The organism is Dyella sp. (assembly GCF_036746095.1).
GTDB lineage: Bacteria > Pseudomonadota > Gammaproteobacteria > Xanthomonadales > Rhodanobacteraceae > Dyella_B.
In genome coordinates this window covers 1-16324 of record NZ_DAIOEU010000025.1, presented here as the reverse complement: position 1 = coordinate 16324, position 16324 = coordinate 1, and the positions used below count along the sequence as shown (strand labels likewise).

The following is a 16324-nucleotide window of genomic DNA, read 5'->3' as shown; positions in this document are numbered from 1 at the left end:
TGGATTCCCGCGTGCGCGGGAATGACGGCCCGGGGCGGGCAACAGGCGTTTATTCCCATCGTTCTCCTTCGAGGAACCTCCATCCGTGAGCCCCAACATCGACGCGCTTGCCGGAAAACCCGCCCCGGAATCCATGCTGGTAGACGTAGCCAAGCTGCTGGACGCCTATACGGCGCTGCGCCCCGACCCCGCCGAACCCACCCAGCGCGTGAGCTTCGGTACCTCCGGCCACCGCGGCTCCTCGCTCGACCGCAGTTTCAATGAATGGCACGTGCTGGCTATCACCCAGGCCATCTGCGATTACCGCCGCCAGAAGAACATCACCGGCCCGCTCTACATCGGCATCGACACGCATGCGCTGTCCCAGCCGGCGTTCCAAAGCGCGGTCGAAGTGCTGGTGGCCAACGAGGTGGCGGTGGCCGTTTCCGCCGGCGGCGAATTCACGCCGACGCCTGCGGTGTCGCACGCCATCCTCACCTACAACCGCCAGCGCGTGGATGGGCTGGCCGACGGCATCGTGGTGACGCCGTCGCACAATCCGCCGGCCGACGGTGGCTTCAAGTACAACCCGCCCAACGGCGGCCCGGCCGACACCGACGTCACCAGCTGGATCCAGCAGCGCGCCAATGCCTTGCTCGAAAGCCGCCTGGATGGCGTGAAGCGAGTCGGCTATCCCACGGCGCGGCGTTCCAGCCTGGTGCAGGAATACGACTATCTCGGCCGCTATGTCGACGACCTAAAAAACATCATCGACTTCGACGTGATCCGCAGCGCCGGCGTGCGCATGGCGGTCGATCCGCTCGGTGGCGCCGGCGTGCATTACTGGCAGCCGATTGCACAGCGCTATGGCATCGACCTGGCTGTCGTCAGCGACGCGGTCGATCCCACTTTTCGCTTCATGTCGGTCGATTGGGACGGCAAGATCCGCATGGATCCTTCGTCGCAATACGCCATGCAGCGCCTGATCGGCTTGAAGGACCGCTACGACGTGGCGTTCGCCTGCGATACCGACCACGACCGCCATGGCGTCGTCTCGCGCAGTGCCGGCTTGATGCCGTCGAATCATTACCTGTCGGTGATGGTGGATTATCTGTTCCGCCATCGCCCCCAGTGGAACGACAAGGCCAGCGTCGGCAAGACGGTAGTGAGCAGTTCGCTGATCGACCGCGTGACGGAGCGCCTGGGGCGCCGCCTCTACGAGGTACCCGTCGGTTTCAAATGGTTCGCCGACGGCCTGTTCAATGGCGTGCTCGGCTTCGGCTGCGAGGAAAGTGCCGGCGCCTCCATGCTGCGCCACGACGGCAAGGTGTGGACCACCGACAAGGACGGCATCGTCCCCTCGCTGCTCGCCGCGGAAATGACCGCGCGCATGGGCAAGGACCCCGGCGTGCTGTATGCCGACCTCACCGAAGCACTGGGCAAGCCATATTCCAGCCGCGTCGACGCCGTCGCCAACGCACAGCAGAAGGCCAGGCTGGCCAAGCTCTCCCCGCAGCAATTGCAGAGCAAGGAGCTGGCCGGCGAGAAGATCACCGAAGTGCTCGACCGCGCGCCCGGCAACAACGCACCCATCGGCGGCATCAAGGTGATGTCGGAAAGCGGCTGGTTCGCGGCGCGCCCGTCGGGTACCGAGGAGATCTACAAGATCTACGGCGAGAGCTTCCGCAGCGAGGAACACCTCAAGGCGATTTTGCGCGAGGCGCAGGGCATCGTGGATGCCGCGCTGGCCGGCTAACGCCAACCACGCAATCACGCGTAGGTTCGGGTGAGCTGAACGCGAACCCCAACATTCCTGCATTCCTGCAGGCCACGTTGGCGTTCGGCAGCGCCTCACCCGAGCCTACGATTTTCGCGCTCTGGTCCTGGCGGCTTTCTTCGCCGCTGCCGACCGCTTGCTCGCCCCTTTGGTGCGCGCCGCCTTCTTGGCGGCAGCCGAACGCGCGCCACTGCTGCGCTTTGCCGCTGCCTTCTTCGCCTGCTTCGACAGCGCGCTCTTCGATACCGGCTCCCGGCTCTCTCGCTTCAAGGCATTCTCGGTGGCGCGTGCGCGCCGTGGTGATTTGCGGCGGTGGCTCGCGCCCGCTTCCAGATCCTGCTCGGCTTTTTTCTGTACGCGCTTGCTGGCGTTCTTCTTCGGTGCCGGCAATTCAACGCCGGCGCGGCGGGCCTTGGACAAGCCGATGGCAATGGCCTGCCTGGTCGAGCGCACGCCGTGCTTGCCTTCGCGGACGTGCTCGATTTCCTCTTTCACGAATTCGCCGGCCTGCGTGCTGGGCGATTTGCCTTCGCGCCGATCCTCTTCAGCCGCGCGGAGAGTGCGTTCGTCGGGCATGGCGATGCTCCTGGCCGGGATGGATTTGGCACCATGTTCCACCTGGCGGGTCGACCCGGCGTCAAAAGGACTAGACATCGTTGTCATTTCGTCGACACAATCGCATTGCTGCAGGCGGGCCTGCGCTAGGCTCGCTTTCCGATGGCTGCTGCCGCGCAACGCGTGAGGGGATGTCATGGCGAACGTCGAGTTGAGGCCGGTGGTCCACGTCGACAACGAGTGGCGCCGATGGATAGCCGAAAACCTGTTATTGGACGGTCCACCGCAGAGCATCTACGAACAGATGCTGCGCGCAGGCATTGCGCACGACGAAGCCCTGCAGGAAATCCAGCAGGCCATGACCAGCCCCTACATCGCCGGCGCGCAGCGCCTGCGCAATCGCCTGGCGAAACATGATTGGGTGCTGGAAACGCAGCGCCGCATGAATCGCCTGCGCGATACGGAAGTGCCGCGCCGGCACAAGCTGTCGCGTGATGAATTCCTCGATGCGTACTACAGCGCCGGTCGCCCGGTGATCATCACCGGCATGTTGGACGACTGGCCCGCGAGACGTAAATGGAGCCTGGATTACTTCAAACAACGCTGCGGCGAGCGCGAAGTGGAAATCCAGTTCGGCCGCGACGCGGATGCGCAATACGAACTGCGCAAGACCGCGCATCGCAAGACGATGCTGTTCGGCGATTACGTCGAGATGGTGCGCCACGCCGAACGTAGCAACGATTTCTACATGACCGCCTACAACGAGGGCAAGAATCGCGCGGCGCTCGATGCGTTGTGGCAGGACATCGTGCAGATTCCCGAGTACCTGGATGGCAACGGATCCACGCAAGGTTTTCTATGGTTCGGGCCGGCGGGCACCATCACGCCGTTCCATCACGACCTCACCAACAATTTCATGGCGCAGGTGCTCGGCCGCAAGCGCATCCTGTTGATGCCCGCGTGCGAGATCGCGCACGTCTACAACCACGAACACTGCTTCACTCACGTGGATGGCCGTACCATCGATCTGCAGCGCTATCCGCGCATGGCGGGCGTGCAGGTGCTGTCGTGCACGTTGAACCCTGGCGAAGTGCTGTTCCTGCCGGTGGGTTGCTGGCACTTCGTGGAAGGCTTGGATATCTCGGTAACGGTGTCTTTTACCAATTTTCTTTGGGATAACGATTTTACCGGCGAGTATCCGCAACAGCAGGTGTTTTGATTCGGCAGCCGTCGTCGGTTGGGTTGCTCCGGACTTGATCACATCTTTCCTGCGCCCCTTGCAAGCCAATCACCGCAAGTCGCGCCAAATGCGCTTCCTCCTCTGCTTGCAGGGGAGCGTTTTGGCTGAGGTATCCCCACGTTTTTTGCTCTGAAATTTCAAAGAAATGGGAACGCTAGCCACTTTGCGGTGATCGTCTACGTTACTTGGCCGTCATTCCCGCGAAAGCGGGAATCCATCTTCGCGAAGCCTGGTTCTGACGCCGCGTCGGATTTTGTGATTGAGAGACAGGCATCAAGTCCGGGCTAACCCAACCTGCGCATCAGCCTGGCTATGCACAGGTTCATACCTTGCAGTGCAGCTCGGTCAGAATGGTCCGCCAAGTCTGCTTTGGATCGAAGTCGGTTTTGAGCAAAGGGCCGTTCGCCCGGGTGGAATCAGGGAGACGGAAATGAGACAGATAGTGGGGATAGTACGTTGGTGGTCCGATGTGATTCATTTTCATACAAAATGCTTGCCACATCCCTGGCTCGCTTCTCAGTGCATTTTGGCTGGCGGCGTACTGCATGCGTTGTTCTTCGCTCATCAACCGCTGAAACCAGCGCAGTGAATCGATGGCGATATAGGCTTCCTTGGAGCCATCCTGCAGACGATATGCGTCGAAGCTGAGATAGGCAGCGGCCATAATCGCGATGGGCACAGCATCGTCGGGACGCTGTTCGGCCATGCAGCTAAAGGCATCCCATAGCAGGACGTGGGGCGTGGTAATGGTGTCGGCCGCGCCTATCGGCTTGCAGTGATTCTTGGCAATCGTCGTAGCGATGCGGTTTATAGCGGGCTGAGGCAAATTCAGGACAATCAGCAATACAGCCATCATGGTGACCGTAAAATAGATTGGCCATATAAAAAAATGCTTCACTGTCGATCTCGTCGTCGATACTTCCATAGGCCACCGTATGCGATTGACAAAGGCCATGCCGTGGCGCGGCCCGAAGAGGTGCGAGCGGGAACATGGCTGCTGCCGGCTCAGGCCCGCGTTTGAGGGGTGGGGTTGCTATTTGCCGTTCAGCCGCACCCATTTGTTGTTCACCTGCACGCAAAGCCCGCCCTCCGGACAGGGCGCCAAGTGCCCGGCCTCGACGGCTGCGTTGATCTGCTGCACCCATTCCGAGCGCTTGATGTCGGCATGCGCCTGAAAGCTGGCGTAGGTAGCCACCGCGATGATCGCAAGGGAGCCGACTGCACTGGCGGTAAAGGTTTTCCAAGCGTGCGCAGTGTTCAATCGCCTGACGGATTGCAAACGCAATTGGAGCTTCGCAAGGGCCTGCTCGAATTGCTGCGTACCTTCCTGCATCGTGCGGCCGATATCCTGCATGGCATCGCGAACGCCCTCGGCGATGGCCTGCCCGGTGCCCTGGCGAATTTCCGCCAAGGCTTGTTGAACCGACTTGTGGGATGTTTCCAGCGATTGCTTCGCCTGCCGATCGAGCGCCTGCGTGGCTTGTAGCGATTGCCGTGTGGCGCGGTCGATGCGTTCTTGAAGCACTTGGATGGCGGAACTGAGTTGTAGTGCGAGTGCTTTGACTTCCAACGCGGACATGGAGGCATTCCTTTGACGTAGAGAGTGGGTGGCGCGGCAAGATCAGCGACTCATCGATGGCCCTCTGCGAACCATCTGCTGTTCAAGAGCCTGCCGCTCCAATTGTTCGTTGTAATCCCGGCCCATCTGCAGCCACGCCTGACCATGGTCCGATTGCAGATATGCCTGCGAGACGACACTGATGGCGTCGTGATCCTTCACGACGCTGGCTTGGTACAAGGCTTCGAACATCTCGTCGATGGAACTGTGCGGGGTGATGGCGGAGACGTCGACGCGCGATGCGGTGGCTGCCTCGCGCTCTTGTACAGGCTGCTCTTGCTCACGTTGTTGCGGCACGGTGTGTTCGGGCATGTACTGGGATTGCAGCCGGTGCAATTGTTCTTGGAGACGTTGCAAGTCTTGCCGAATCTGTTCTTCCAGCGACGGCTCCGCCAAGGTTTGTGTAGATGGCGGTATCGTTGGCGATGGAGCAGGGAGTGACGCAATCGCCACGGGGTGGCGATCCGTCACTTTCGATGCGATGGCGGCATCCACCGGTTCCGGTGGCAAGCAGGCCAAGGTGGCGCGGCAATCGGGGGCGCCGGCTTGTGCACCACGTTCGGCGCGTACGCCGTGTTCGCGTACATAGCGGGTGCTGTAGAAGATCTGGTGATCTTCCGAGCGATGAATCATGTAGCGCTGCAAGTCCTCGGGCTCGGCTTGCTTTTTCAGCAGTGGCGTATCGCTGAGCGCATTGAGGAAATCCACCGCCAGGTTGCGGTTGAGAATCGCCAGGCCGTCATGGTGATAGCTGCCGGCAAGATCGCAATGCGCACCGGGCAAGGTAACGTCGAGAAAGCGACCATCATCGGAAGCGCCCAGGGGAATAATGGGTGTAGAAGGGAACGCAGTGCGCCGTTCGTCGCGCGCGGTGAGCTGAAAGCCGGAAACGACCGAGGGGGGCAGCTGGCGATCACGGCTATGCGGACGACCGGTGCCGACCGGGTCTATCAGCATTACGGCCTGGGGAATTTGGGCGGGAGCCACCAAGGGTGGATTGTTGTAGGTGACGGTGTCGTGGCCGAAGAAGTGATGGTGGATCTTTTCGCCCGCGGGGTCTTGAATGCCGCGCTCGTGAACGACGCGGGTGAAGCCAGCGGCTTGTTCGGCTCCTCGGCTGAAGCCAGTGGCAACGACGCGAATTTGGGCTTCGGGGTCTTCTTGGAGCCATTTATCGGCCTGGCGGACAAACCACGCGTACATGGTTTCGATTCGCTTGTCATAAGTGTAACCAGAGATGCTGTCCGTAGTTCGGGGGACAAAATGGGCTTGAGTGCCGGGACCCGAGATATATTGGGATGCTATGCGGGAATGGTCATAGGAAAGACTATCAAGCTGTTCTTTAAATACACCAATGGTGGTGATGTGTTCGGGGTCATGTTGGGCATCATTTCCGGTGCCATCGAAGTTGGCAATGAACAGGCGCTCATGCGGATTGCCGGTATGTAGAAGCACCGGTACAGAGAGGCGGCTAAGGGACTGCTGCGCCTGATCGTACAAATGAAAATCTTGGCGTGTGACGGGGATTAGTCGGGTGCCATCCTCGAGAACTCCATCGGGACCCACTTTGTGCTTCTCAGACATCCTGGTGTTCCTTGAGGTCAGTAGGTACGGGTGTAGGCCAAGGTCATCTCATGCACTCTCGTGCTGCGAGGATTCGATGGATCGCGCGGCTTTTTGAGGTAAATCGTTGTCTTCATATAAACATTGATGGTGCGGTCATCTACCACGAGAATGATGCTCGCCCCGTCGAATGCTGCCGTTTCCGTTGGAATTTGGTCTTCCGGTACGTGGTGCAAAATGCGCTGATCTTTGAAAATCGCTCCAATATCCACCTTGGCCTCGTGGGGCTTGCCGTCCAATGAGTGCCAAGTGACGACGGCGGCGGGTGGAAAATTGTCAATGCCAATAGTTGAGGCGCTTACCCTATTGAGATAGTCGGGAAGAGGTGGCGGAGAAATCTCATTTTCGTTCTTCCTGACGTGATACATGTTTGCGTAGAGCACCTTGCAACCAACAGCGTTGAAGCAATAGGCGCCAAAGGCGTGACTCTTGAACTTCAGCGGAAATGTGTTGCGAACAACGTCGCCTTCGCCAAGTTTAGAAAGGTGGTTTGTCATGGCGGTTGAGCATCCTGTCATAAGTGTCAATGCGAACAGCACGCTTGGCATGCTCCACGGATGAGTGTGCCGAATGGTCCGAAGTGATTGGGATGAAGATTTGCGCATGGCTTATTTCCTTATCACCAAAATTAATCGCCAGCCCATTTGGCTTGACTGCATTCGACACGAAAGATCTCGCAATTCTTTTCGCCCGCTCTGTTGCATGACTTCATCGCATTTTTTATCACTTTCTCACGTGTTGAATCGCGAGATGAGTAGCCGATGTTGTTGCCATTGACAAGAGCAATACATCCGTTTCGATAGGTGCTCGTAGTTTTGCAATTTTTGCCACCTCGCAATGCGCAATTCTCGACAGCAATCTCTTTTGCGGCGTTTTCGGTGGATTGATTTGAAGACAGACCGATAGTTCCATCCTCGCCGGCTGCAAGCGCCCCCCACTGATCTTGCCAGCGTCCCTGTGGTTGATCGTAATCGGAACGGAGTGGACCACATGATGGAATCCCATTGCGACCTGGGTACTCGCTCATGCCGAGGGGGCAGAGTCCTACCTGAGCTTCTGCAATATTGCAGAAAAACAATAGAGTGACCCCGAGAAGCCAGGTGTTTATTCGCTTTCTCATGGTTACCTCAAACGGTGGTTAATAGTTATTTCCACTTATTTCCCGAGGAGTCGTCTTGACGTTGCTGAAGGTTGCCCGGCATCCCGCCCCCTCCCTTCCGATTATTCCCAAACGCCGAGTAGTGCATAAAACTCCCCACCGCCCGCTGGAAGAAACTTCCAGCCATTGGCGGCACCGTGATGATCAGCATGGTGAGAATCAACCCGATGCCGCCTTGTTCCATGGAGATTTGCATCAAGCCTTGTTTCATCGCGTCGGGCAGGAATCCGCCGAGCAGGTCGACCGCCCATACGCCGGCTGCCACACGGATGCTTATATCCAACACCATGGCGCTGACCACGTTGAGCATGGCCATGGAGAACAAGGTGTTGAGGCAGGACATCAGCCATCCATGGAACAGTGGCTTGGTGGGTTCGTACATCAGGCACAGAATGAAGATGGGGGCCAGGCCGATCACCAGCGCCATGGCGAAGCGGTACATCAGAAGCATGACGGCGGCGGTGATGGGCGGAGCGGCCACGCCGAAGACGGCGTAGTTCTCGGCTTTTTCCTGATGGTTGGCGGTGAGCGGGTCGGCCGCCTCGCCCTTACCCATCTGCACGGCGCTGATGGTGCCCATGACGCCGCCGGTCAAGGCGAGGTTTTTGTCGATGGTGGCGGGAATGCTGGTGTCTTTGCCGCTGATGAGCTGGTTGACGCCCTTGCCCAGATCGTTGCCAATGAGCTGGCTCAGATGGGTGCCGAACAAGGACATGGAGCAGGCGGTGCTGATGATGAACACGATCTTGGCCATATCGATCATCACGGCCATCAACGGCTCGCGCAGCGTCCCGGTGAGGACGCGGTAGCCGATGAACATCAGCCATAGCGTGACCAAGGCATAGGCCACAAGACCGACCCAATCCATGGCGCGGCCCAGGAGGCCGTCGGTGAATGTGTTGATCATCTTGTCGATCTTGACGTAGATATCGACGAAGTAAACGAAACCGCCATCTATGGGCATGAGGCTGGTCCTTTCGGGCGTTGTAGGCGGCAGGGGGCTGAGGGACGTTCGACGTTCGCTGCCATTGGCGCATGGTTGGCCATGACGTTTACAAGCCGCCGAGCACGCTACCTAGAGCGCTGCCGGTTGCGCTGCTGCCGCCGCCATTCAATGCGGTACGCGCCAACATGCTTTGCTGCTCTTCCAGCGTACGGATGATGGCGTCGTCGGCTTCGATTTGCGCCCGCCAGTTGGCCATCTCGGTAGTGAGCGCGTTGCTGTAGGTTTGCGTTTGGGTAGCGGCGCGGCCGGAGTCCGCCAAGGTATTGACGTTGTCGATGATGTCGGAGACTTGATCAAACGCGGAGTGATAGCCCTGCACCTTGTTGAGCATGCCCACGGTGAGGTTGTACTTATTGATCTGGGCCATCACGATCTGCGCGCAGATTTGTTGCTGGCTTTCGCGGATGGAGTGAGAGGCCAGAGAGGACGTCAAAGCGTTCACCGCACTGCCGATGATGCCGCCGTTATTGTTCTGGCAATTCACTTCAACGAGGTTGTCGCGGTCCGCATCGCTGACGGGCTGCAAGGACTGCTTGCCCAGGTCGACGTGGAAGCGCAGGCCGGAGATCTTTGAAATCAGTTGCTCCAGTTGCAGTTTTTCGGTTTCCAGTTGATGGATGGTCTGCTGCAGCTGGCTGTAGAAACCTTCCTTGTTGGCTTCGAGATTCGCCCCGTCGATGACCGCCCATTGCGCGCAAGCGGATGAGGTGGTCAGGGTGAGGGCCAATGCCAGGCCACATCGGCGAAGACGGGTGGAATAGCGGTAAAACGAAAGCATGCGTGATTCTCCTGGTGGGGCGTGCCAACCGCGTGGCGTGCAAGATGGGTTGCTCGCTCGTCTCACCGCACCCCATGCGGCGTGCTTGAGGCGCCGCCATTCGGTGTCGAGCTCAGATCGAGAAGTCAACCCTGACGCGAACTATCCGATGGGAACGCGCGCTTGGTATAGGCGGCATGCGCCGATGGTTTTGTAGCGAATATCTGCGGTTTGTAGGGCGGTGCTGTAAGGCCAAGCCTCACCGCCTTGTCAGCACCCAAAGGCGGCACGCCGTTCCTCAATCGGCATGCCGCGAAGGGACCGTACGTCGCACAAACGCGTTATCCACCCGGTTCCGGGTACAGCGTGTCCGCGTATTGCTGCAGCAGATAGACGGCTGCGTGCAAGCCGGTGGTTTGTACCGGGTTGAGCGGCAGGACGAGCCGTGTGCTGTGCGGGGCACTGGGTTGTTGGCTGGATTCGCTACGCGCCAGCACACCTTGGACCACGTTGATGGCCAGCGAGATGCCAGCGAGTCTTACGGTGTCGTTGTCGAAGTTTTCCAGCCCTACGCCCGGCGGATTGCGCGGGTCGATGAACGGATCGGGAGGGGATTTGGGTTCTTTGCGAACCGATGGGCGTGCGTGTGCCGTATGATCCGTGGAGGTCATAGTCAACTCTCTGCTAGTTGGTTGTGGCTTAGCAGATCGTGGGAGTTGCTGCTCTCACGGTCTGCGCTTCTCCAAGCATTGCTGCATGGGTCGTCGACGTTGCACGGATTAGGATGGCGTCGACGACGGGGCGAACGTAGCAAATGTGTATGGGTCTGTCTGTAAGGATTGCATGACAGGCTATGTGCGCAGGTTGTATGCACGACATCAGGGTCTTTTCAAGTGACTCCCCTCCCCAAAATAAAAAGGGTCTCTTCATGCCGGGGTCTGCAGGGTGGCCGCCAGCGATGAACCGAATTCCTGCAGGCCACCGGTGATGCGCCCTTGTGCCCATGACGTGGGATCGATCGGTACCGGCGTGTCGTAGGCCACGTAGTTGTTTGCATCGATGTGCGAAACAGACAGCCGCGCGGTTGAAGCACGCGCCCTGGCAATGCGCACAACCGTCCCCACCTAGTGAGTTTCCTTGCATGGGGCGTACGCATGATCCCTTTTTCTGTACTCGACCTCGCTCCCGTTACTGAAGGCCATACACCTGCACAAGCCTTCGCCAACACGCTGGATCTCGCACGCTGGGCGGAGCAGCTTGGCTACACGCGTTACTGGCTGGCCGAGCATCACAACATGCCCGGTATCGCCAGTGCGGCCACGGCGGTGTTGATTGGCCACGTGGCGGGTGGCACCTCGACCATCCGCGTCGGGGCGGGGGGCATCATGTTGCCCAATCACGCACCGCTGCAGGTGGCCGAACAATTCGGCACGCTGGCTTCGCTGTATCCGGGGCGCATCGACCTGGGCCTGGGACGTGCGCCCGGCACGGATCAGGCGACTGCGCGCGCACTACGCCGTTATTACGAAGCAGCGGAAACCTTTCCCGCCGACGTGCAGGAATTGCTGGCCTATTTCGAGCCTGCCGCGCCAGCGCAAGCGGTGCGTGCCGTGCCTGGCGCGGGTATCGACGTGCCGGTGTGGTTGCTGGGATCAAGCTTGTTCAGCGCGCAACTCGCTGCCGCGCTCGGCCTTCCGTTCGCATTCGCCTCTCACTTTGCACCGGATGCGATGGATGAGGCGTTGGTGCTCTATCGCCGTGACTTCAAGCCCTCTGCGCGCCTGGACAAGCCGTACGCAATGCTTGGCGTCAACGTGGTGGCGGCCCAAACCGATGCCGAAGCACGGCGGTTGTTCACTTCGCAGCAGCAGAGCTTCGTCAACTTGCGTCGTGGACGCCCTGGCTTGATTCCACCGCCGATCGACGACATGGATGCGTATTGGGCGCCGCACGAAAAGGCGATGGTGGAGCGTGCGCTGGCGTGTGCCGTGGTGGGCGATCCGCAGTCGGTGCGGGAAGGTTTGGCGGCGTTTGTCGCGCGGCATCGGCCGGATGAGTTGATGATTACCGCGAACATCTTTGACCACGCCGCGCGCAAGCGTTCATTCGAATGGGCGATGCAGGCGCGCAAGGTATTCCCTTAATGCCGGAACTTGATGTTTGCGGCGGCTAGCTCCCTCCCCTGCGTGGAGTAGGGGAGGGTTGGGGCCGAGCATCCTTTTTTTTGCGAGCTACTCCAGAAAAACCTTGGGGTTACATCAAGCCAATTGCGAAGCGAATCGTCATTCCGGCGAAGGCCGGAATCCAGTGAAATACATGGTGCGCAGCACACATTACTTTTTATGTTGAGTGCTTCGCACATCATATTTCACTGGATTCCGGCCTTCGCCGGAATGACGAGCGAAAAACGCGGGGATACCTCCACCCCAACCCTCCCTCCAGGCAGCAAGATGGCAAGCAGCAAAGCGCGGGCGCTAATCCCGTAGCGCGCTCAATGGCTGATGCGCTCCAATGCGATGCCCTTCGTCGACGGCCCGAACACACCAATCACCGCAATACCCACGACCATCGCAATCGCAATGAAGGTGGCAACAGCAAGCGCACCGCCGAGGTTGAGGAAATACCCAATCGCAAGGCCCGCAAAAGCGGCAGCAAAGCGGCTCCATGAATAAACGAAGCCGACGGCGCGTGCACGTATGCGCGTGGGATACAGCTCGGCCTGATAGCTGTGGTACGCGTAGGACATGATGTTCGCGGCAAGGGTAAACACGACGCCCAGCGCAATCAGCAGCACCGGCGAGGTGGCATGTGCGAAGCCGAGCATCGCCGCACCCATCACGCTCAATCCAAGGATGATCTGCGTTTTCCGTTCCAGGTAGTCGGCGAAATAGGTGCCGACCAAGGGGCCGAACGGATTGGCGATGGCGATGATGAAGGAATACTGCAGGCTGTGCGTGATGTTGATGCCGCGTGCGATCAACAGCGTCGGCACCCATGCTGCGAAGCCGTAGAAGCCGATCACCTGCGCCATGTTGAACACCGACAGCATCACCGTGCGGCGCCCATAGCGCGAAGCGAAGATTTCACGGAACTGGCCTGTGCTTTCTTCCTCCGGCGCTTCCACGTGAAACGCAGGCAGTGCCTTGCCGGTTTCCGCTTCGATCCGGCGTTCGATATCGGTAGTGATGGTATTGGCTTCCTCGGCGCGTCCATGCAGGGCGAGCCAGCGCGGGCTCTCGGGTACTTGACGGATCAACAGCCACGCCAGTACGGCGCCGGCCGAACCGATCAAGACCACCCAGCGCCAGCCATCCAGTCCGAGCGGCGCGGCCGGTACCAGCAGCCAGGCCAGCAAGGCCACTACCGGTACGCTGCAAAACGAGACGAACTGGTTCAGCGAAAAGGCACGCCCGCGCAGCGCGAGTGGCGTGAGCTCGGAAATATAAGCATCGATGGTGACCAGCTGCACACCAAAGCCGACGCCTGCAATGAACCGCCAGATGTTGACCATTTCCCCCGTGTGCTGGAATGCCATGATGGTGGTGCTGCAGGCATACCAGACCAATGAACCGTTGAACACGGGACGGCGGCCATAGCGGTCGGCAAGCTGGCCGAACAACACCACGCCCAGCCAGAGTCCGGCAAAGGTGCTGAACACGAAGGTGCCGAAGCCCGCCACCTTGATGCCGGCGAGGCTGGCGAACAAGCCGAGGGAATCCGGCGTAAACAAACCGGATCTGGCCATGCCCGGTGCGACGTAGCCGGTAAAGAACAGATCGTAATATTCGAACAGTCCACCCAGCGAAATCAGCGCGATGATTTTCCACAGCGCGCGCGATGTCGGCAGTCGATCGAGGCGCGCGGCAATCGTGGCCGAGGCGCCGGCGGCGGGCAGGGTGGTCGGCTGTGCATCCACGCCAGCGGCAGGATCGGTGGGCGTGGATGTGCCTGCAGATAACTTCATGAGGGTCTCGATGCGGTGGTTTGAGGTATCACTGTGCATTAAAAAACATTCCGGGTGGGCGTGGAATTTCAGCATCGTCTTAGGGCCGTGGCTCACCGGGATAAACGCGTACTGCGCCAAGTTACGGTACGACCATAGAACGGCTTCCTGTCGTGCTCATGAAAGCTCCCTTAAAAAATTTTCAGGTAAGCGCGGCTTTCCAAATGAGCTTGTGCGTCGCATCAAGCATGCTTTGTCGTTTGGCGTAGACTCAATCACCGTACGGGGTGGCGGGTCTTGTCCATGAAAGTCCTGATCGTCGAAGACCAGTACAAACTTGGTCAATTCTTGAAGCGTGGTTTCAGCGAGCGCTCCTACACCGCAGAATGGGCGCAGAGTTGCCATGCCGCACGGGACGCGCTGGCGGACGATAACTTCGACGTCATCATTCTCGATCTGGGTCTGCCGGATGGCGATGGCCTGGAACTCCTGTGCGAATGGCGCCGGTGCGGGTTCAACGAGCCGGTATTGATCTTGAGCGCACGCGATACGGTGGACGACCGCATCACCGGCTTGAACCTCGGCGCCGACGATTATCTGCCCAAGCCTTTCAGCTTCGAGGAACTGCTCGCGCACGTGCGTTCGCTGATGCGCAGGCAAAGCGCGGTCAAGCAGACCATGCTGGAGCACAAAAGCATCAAGCTCGATCTGTTGAGCCGCACCGTGCGCCTGCGCGGCCAGCCGGTGGAGTTGACCAGCCGGGAATTCGCCTTGCTGGAGATCTTCATGCAAAACGCAGGGCGTACCTTGACCCGCTCCTACATCTCCGAGCGCATCTGGCCAGGGCTGGTCGAAGACAATCTTTTGGACGTCTACATGAGCCGGCTGCGCACCAAGCTCGAGGATGGCGCCGGCACGTCGCTGTTCAAGACGCTGCGCGGAATAGGCTATCAACTGGTATGAAATCCCTGCGGGCACGCATCAGCCTGTGGTTTGCGCTGAGTGCCACGATCACGCTGGCCGTGCTCTTTGGGGTCGGCTACGTGCTGCTGGAAAGCCACATGCAGGGCGATCTGGACCTTCTCAACAAAACCGAATTCGAGCAGATCCGGGCGCGCCTTGGCACCAATTATGCGGCACTGACGCCGCAAATCGTCGACCAGCGCATTCACGAAACCGCCGACTACGCCTCGGTGCTGTTCTACATCAACATTGATGAGCCGCCGCACGACATGTTGTTCTATTCGAACAACCTGGAAGGCAAGCCGATTCCCGACGTGCCGGGCAAGCACGTCTACAACGCCTTCGTGCCGGGCGTGGGTGAATTGCGCGTCGGCGAATTCATCATGCGGCCGTTCGATGTGACGATCGGTACGCCGATGCGGCAGATGCGGCAGGACCTGACCGCGTATGTCGAAGTGTGTATTGCCTTGCTGGCAATCATGCTGCTGGCCAGCGGCTTGATCGGCATCGTTACCAGCCGCCTGATCCTGCGTCCGGTGCGGTTGATCGGCGAAACCGCAAATCGCATACGCTCGGATAACCTGGCCGAACGTATCGCTGTTCCCGCCGGCAAGGACGAGCTCTTCGATCTGGTGCGGCTACTCAACCAGATGTTCGATCGCCTGGAAGTCTCGTTCAAACAATCGCGCCAGTTTTCCGAAGAGGTATCGCATGAATTGAAGACGCCACTGTCGCTGGTGCGCCTGCATGCCGAACGGTTGCTTGTCGAAGGCAAGCTCGAACGGCGGCAAGAGGACGCCGTGCTGGTGCAACTGGATGAATTGGCGCGCATCAATCAGCTGATCGACGAACTGTTGTTCATATCGCGAGCGGAAGTGAACGGCGTCAAGCTCAGTCTCGTCAACCAACATCCAGGCCATTTCGTGCGCAGCGTCGAACCGGACGTGCATGCCCTGGTCGAACATCGCGGACGGCGCCTGCGTTGCGTGCAGCAAGGCGATGGCGTGGTGGCGATGGATGAGAAATGGCTGCGCCAGGTGGTTTTCAACCTGCTGACCAACGCGCTGCGCGTTTCGCCACCGAACAGCTTGATCACCATGACCTCCACGGTCGCCGATGGCAACTGGTGCCTCAGCATCGAAGACGAAGGCCCTGGCTTGACAAAAGAACAGTGCGAGCGCGCGTTTGACCGTTTCGTGCGCTTCAACGTGCGGGAAGGGGAGGATCAGGGCAGCGGGTTGGGCCTGACCATCTGCCGCAGCATCATCGAGCTGCATGGCGGCAGCATCCGCGCGCACATGCGCGATAGCGGGCAGGGCTTGCGGGTGAGTTTTGCGCTGCCGGTGGCCCCGACGGCGGTGGAGCCGTTGCATGCCGTGGTGCAGCCCGTGCTTTGAACTTGAGGCGTAAGTTGGGGGAGCGGAACGCGAACCCCAACATCCTCCGATGCCTGCAACTTACCGATTCGTCACCCCGGCGAATTAGTGCTCTTCTATCGAGGGCAAGACTCAAAAATCGCCGTATCCCTTAGGGCCGTCATTTCCGCGAAAGCGCACTGCTGTCCGGCATGCGTTTTGCGAAATCCATGGCGACATGATGGATCACAAGCACTTAGCGTCGCCTGTCGATTCCGCGACTCGAAAAGCGCGAGAAGCTCTATGGCCGTCATTCCCGCGAAAGCGGGAATCCATTTTAAGGATGCAT

General features: G+C 59.5%; 16 protein-coding genes. 5 read left to right on the top strand and 11 right to left on the bottom strand.

All coding sequences use genetic code 11. The annotated features are described in order from the left end of the window. Positions 1-85 precede the first annotated feature (85 nt). The gene (gene pgm / locus V7M64_RS11835) at positions 86-1735 is read left to right on the top strand and encodes a phosphoglucomutase (alpha-D-glucose-1,6-bisphosphate-dependent) (RefSeq protein WP_333679351.1); all 1650 of its coding nucleotides are present in this window, start codon (positions 86-88) and stop codon (positions 1733-1735) included. A gap of 105 nt (positions 1736-1840) precedes the next feature. On the opposite strand, the gene V7M64_RS11830 is transcribed toward pgm, so the two are convergent. After that, entirely contained in the window at positions 1841-2332 is a 492-nt protein-coding gene (locus V7M64_RS11830) for a DUF6496 domain-containing protein (protein ID WP_333679350.1), read from the bottom strand. A gap of 175 nt (positions 2333-2507) precedes the next feature. Between V7M64_RS11830 and V7M64_RS11825 the strand changes: the two genes are divergently transcribed. Then, positions 2508-3530: a cupin-like domain-containing protein gene (locus V7M64_RS11825; RefSeq protein WP_333679349.1), complete on the top strand. Its 1023-nt coding sequence runs from the start codon at positions 2508-2510 to the stop codon at positions 3528-3530. 343 nt (positions 3531-3873) lie between these two features. Here V7M64_RS11825 and V7M64_RS11820 read toward each other — a convergent pair whose 3' ends face one another. From V7M64_RS11820 to V7M64_RS11780, 9 genes are all read right to left on the bottom strand, one after another. After that, positions 3874-4476, bottom strand: coding sequence for a hypothetical protein (locus tag V7M64_RS11820; RefSeq protein ID WP_333679348.1), 603 nt, complete (start codon positions 4474-4476; stop codon positions 3874-3876). A 108-nt stretch (positions 4477-4584) separates the two neighbouring features. Next, complete coding sequence (locus V7M64_RS11815; protein ID WP_333679347.1) at positions 4585-5130, bottom strand: hypothetical protein; 546 nt, start codon at positions 5128-5130, stop codon at positions 4585-4587. A gap of 42 nt (positions 5131-5172) precedes the next feature. Further along, positions 5173-6753 (bottom strand): DUF2235 domain-containing protein, encoded by a 1581-nt coding sequence (locus V7M64_RS11810; RefSeq protein ID WP_333679346.1) that lies wholly within the window; start codon positions 6751-6753, stop codon positions 5173-5175. Positions 6754-6770: 17 nt separating this feature from the next. Beyond that, positions 6771-7289: a hypothetical protein gene (locus tag V7M64_RS11805; protein WP_333679345.1), complete on the bottom strand. Its 519-nt coding sequence runs from the start codon at positions 7287-7289 to the stop codon at positions 6771-6773. A 131-nt stretch (positions 7290-7420) separates the two neighbouring features. Continuing rightward, positions 7421-7912 (bottom strand): DUF4189 domain-containing protein, encoded by a 492-nt coding sequence (locus V7M64_RS11800; RefSeq protein ID WP_333679344.1) that lies wholly within the window; start codon positions 7910-7912, stop codon positions 7421-7423. 25 nt (positions 7913-7937) lie between these two features. Beyond that, complete coding sequence (locus V7M64_RS11795) at positions 7938-8819, bottom strand: type IV secretion system protein (RefSeq protein ID WP_333679379.1); 882 nt, start codon at positions 8817-8819, stop codon at positions 7938-7940. Between the two features lie 184 nt (positions 8820-9003). Then, entirely contained in the window at positions 9004-9735 is a 732-nt protein-coding gene (locus V7M64_RS11790) for a hypothetical protein (protein ID WP_333679343.1), read from the bottom strand. Between the two features lie 320 nt (positions 9736-10055). Beyond that, the gene (locus V7M64_RS11785) at positions 10056-10385 is read right to left on the bottom strand and encodes a hypothetical protein (RefSeq protein ID WP_333679342.1); all 330 of its coding nucleotides are present in this window, start codon (positions 10383-10385) and stop codon (positions 10056-10058) included. 255 nt (positions 10386-10640) lie between these two features. Next, positions 10641-10838, bottom strand: coding sequence for a hypothetical protein (locus tag V7M64_RS11780; protein ID WP_333679341.1), 198 nt, complete (start codon positions 10836-10838; stop codon positions 10641-10643). A gap of 30 nt (positions 10839-10868) precedes the next feature. Here V7M64_RS11780 and V7M64_RS11775 point away from each other — a divergent pair, with 30 nt between their 5' ends. Continuing rightward, the gene (locus tag V7M64_RS11775) at positions 10869-11858 is read left to right on the top strand and encodes an LLM class flavin-dependent oxidoreductase (RefSeq protein ID WP_333679340.1); all 990 of its coding nucleotides are present in this window, start codon (positions 10869-10871) and stop codon (positions 11856-11858) included. A 347-nt stretch (positions 11859-12205) separates the two neighbouring features. On the opposite strand, the gene V7M64_RS11770 is transcribed toward V7M64_RS11775, so the two are convergent. Continuing rightward, complete coding sequence (locus tag V7M64_RS11770; protein ID WP_333679339.1) at positions 12206-13678, bottom strand: MFS transporter; 1473 nt, start codon at positions 13676-13678, stop codon at positions 12206-12208. Between the two features lie 282 nt (positions 13679-13960). Here V7M64_RS11770 and V7M64_RS11765 point away from each other — a divergent pair, with 282 nt between their 5' ends. Together V7M64_RS11765 and V7M64_RS11760 are read left to right on the top strand one after the other, a co-directional pair. Then, the gene (locus tag V7M64_RS11765) at positions 13961-14620 is read left to right on the top strand and encodes a response regulator transcription factor (protein ID WP_324147485.1); all 660 of its coding nucleotides are present in this window, start codon (positions 13961-13963) and stop codon (positions 14618-14620) included. Continuing rightward, positions 14617-16017: an ATP-binding protein gene (locus V7M64_RS11760; protein ID WP_333679338.1), complete on the top strand. Its 1401-nt coding sequence runs from the start codon at positions 14617-14619 to the stop codon at positions 16015-16017. Before V7M64_RS11765 ends, V7M64_RS11760 begins: the two co-directional genes overlap by 4 nt. Positions 16018-16324: the final 307 nt, after the last annotated feature.

Bases quoted from the DNA above. Each gene is read 5' to 3' on its own strand.
- V7M64_RS11830 (WP_333679350.1), bottom strand. From the start codon at position 2,332: ATGCCCGACGAACGCACTCTCCGCGCGGCTGAAGAGGATCGGCGCGAA.
- V7M64_RS11825 (WP_333679349.1), top strand. From the start codon at position 2,508: ATGGCGAACGTCGAGTTGAGGCCGGTGGTCCACGTCGACAACGAGTGG.
- V7M64_RS11820 (WP_333679348.1), bottom strand. From the start codon at position 4,476: ATGGAAGTATCGACGACGAGATCGACAGTGAAGCATTTTTTTATATGG.
- V7M64_RS11815 (WP_333679347.1), bottom strand. From the start codon at position 5,130: ATGTCCGCGTTGGAAGTCAAAGCACTCGCACTACAACTCAGTTCCGCC.
- V7M64_RS11810 (WP_333679346.1), bottom strand. From the start codon at position 6,753: ATGTCTGAGAAGCACAAAGTGGGTCCCGATGGAGTTCTCGAGGATGGC.
- V7M64_RS11805 (WP_333679345.1), bottom strand. From the start codon at position 7,289: ATGACAAACCACCTTTCTAAACTTGGCGAAGGCGACGTTGTTCGCAAC.
- V7M64_RS11800 (WP_333679344.1), bottom strand. From the start codon at position 7,912: ATGAGAAAGCGAATAAACACCTGGCTTCTCGGGGTCACTCTATTGTTT.
- V7M64_RS11795 (WP_333679379.1), bottom strand. From the start codon at position 8,819: ATGGATTGGGTCGGTCTTGTGGCCTATGCCTTGGTCACGCTATGGCTG.
- V7M64_RS11790 (WP_333679343.1), bottom strand. From the start codon at position 9,735: ATGCTTTCGTTTTACCGCTATTCCACCCGTCTTCGCCGATGTGGCCTG.
- V7M64_RS11785 (WP_333679342.1), bottom strand. From the start codon at position 10,385: ATGACCTCCACGGATCATACGGCACACGCACGCCCATCGGTTCGCAAA.
- V7M64_RS11775 (WP_333679340.1), top strand. From the start codon at position 10,869: ATGATCCCTTTTTCTGTACTCGACCTCGCTCCCGTTACTGAAGGCCAT.
- V7M64_RS11770 (WP_333679339.1), bottom strand. From the start codon at position 13,678: ATGAAGTTATCTGCAGGCACATCCACGCCCACCGATCCTGCCGCTGGC.
- V7M64_RS11765 (WP_324147485.1), top strand. From the start codon at position 13,961: ATGAAAGTCCTGATCGTCGAAGACCAGTACAAACTTGGTCAATTCTTG.
- V7M64_RS11760 (WP_333679338.1), top strand. From the start codon at position 14,617: ATGAAATCCCTGCGGGCACGCATCAGCCTGTGGTTTGCGCTGAGTGCC.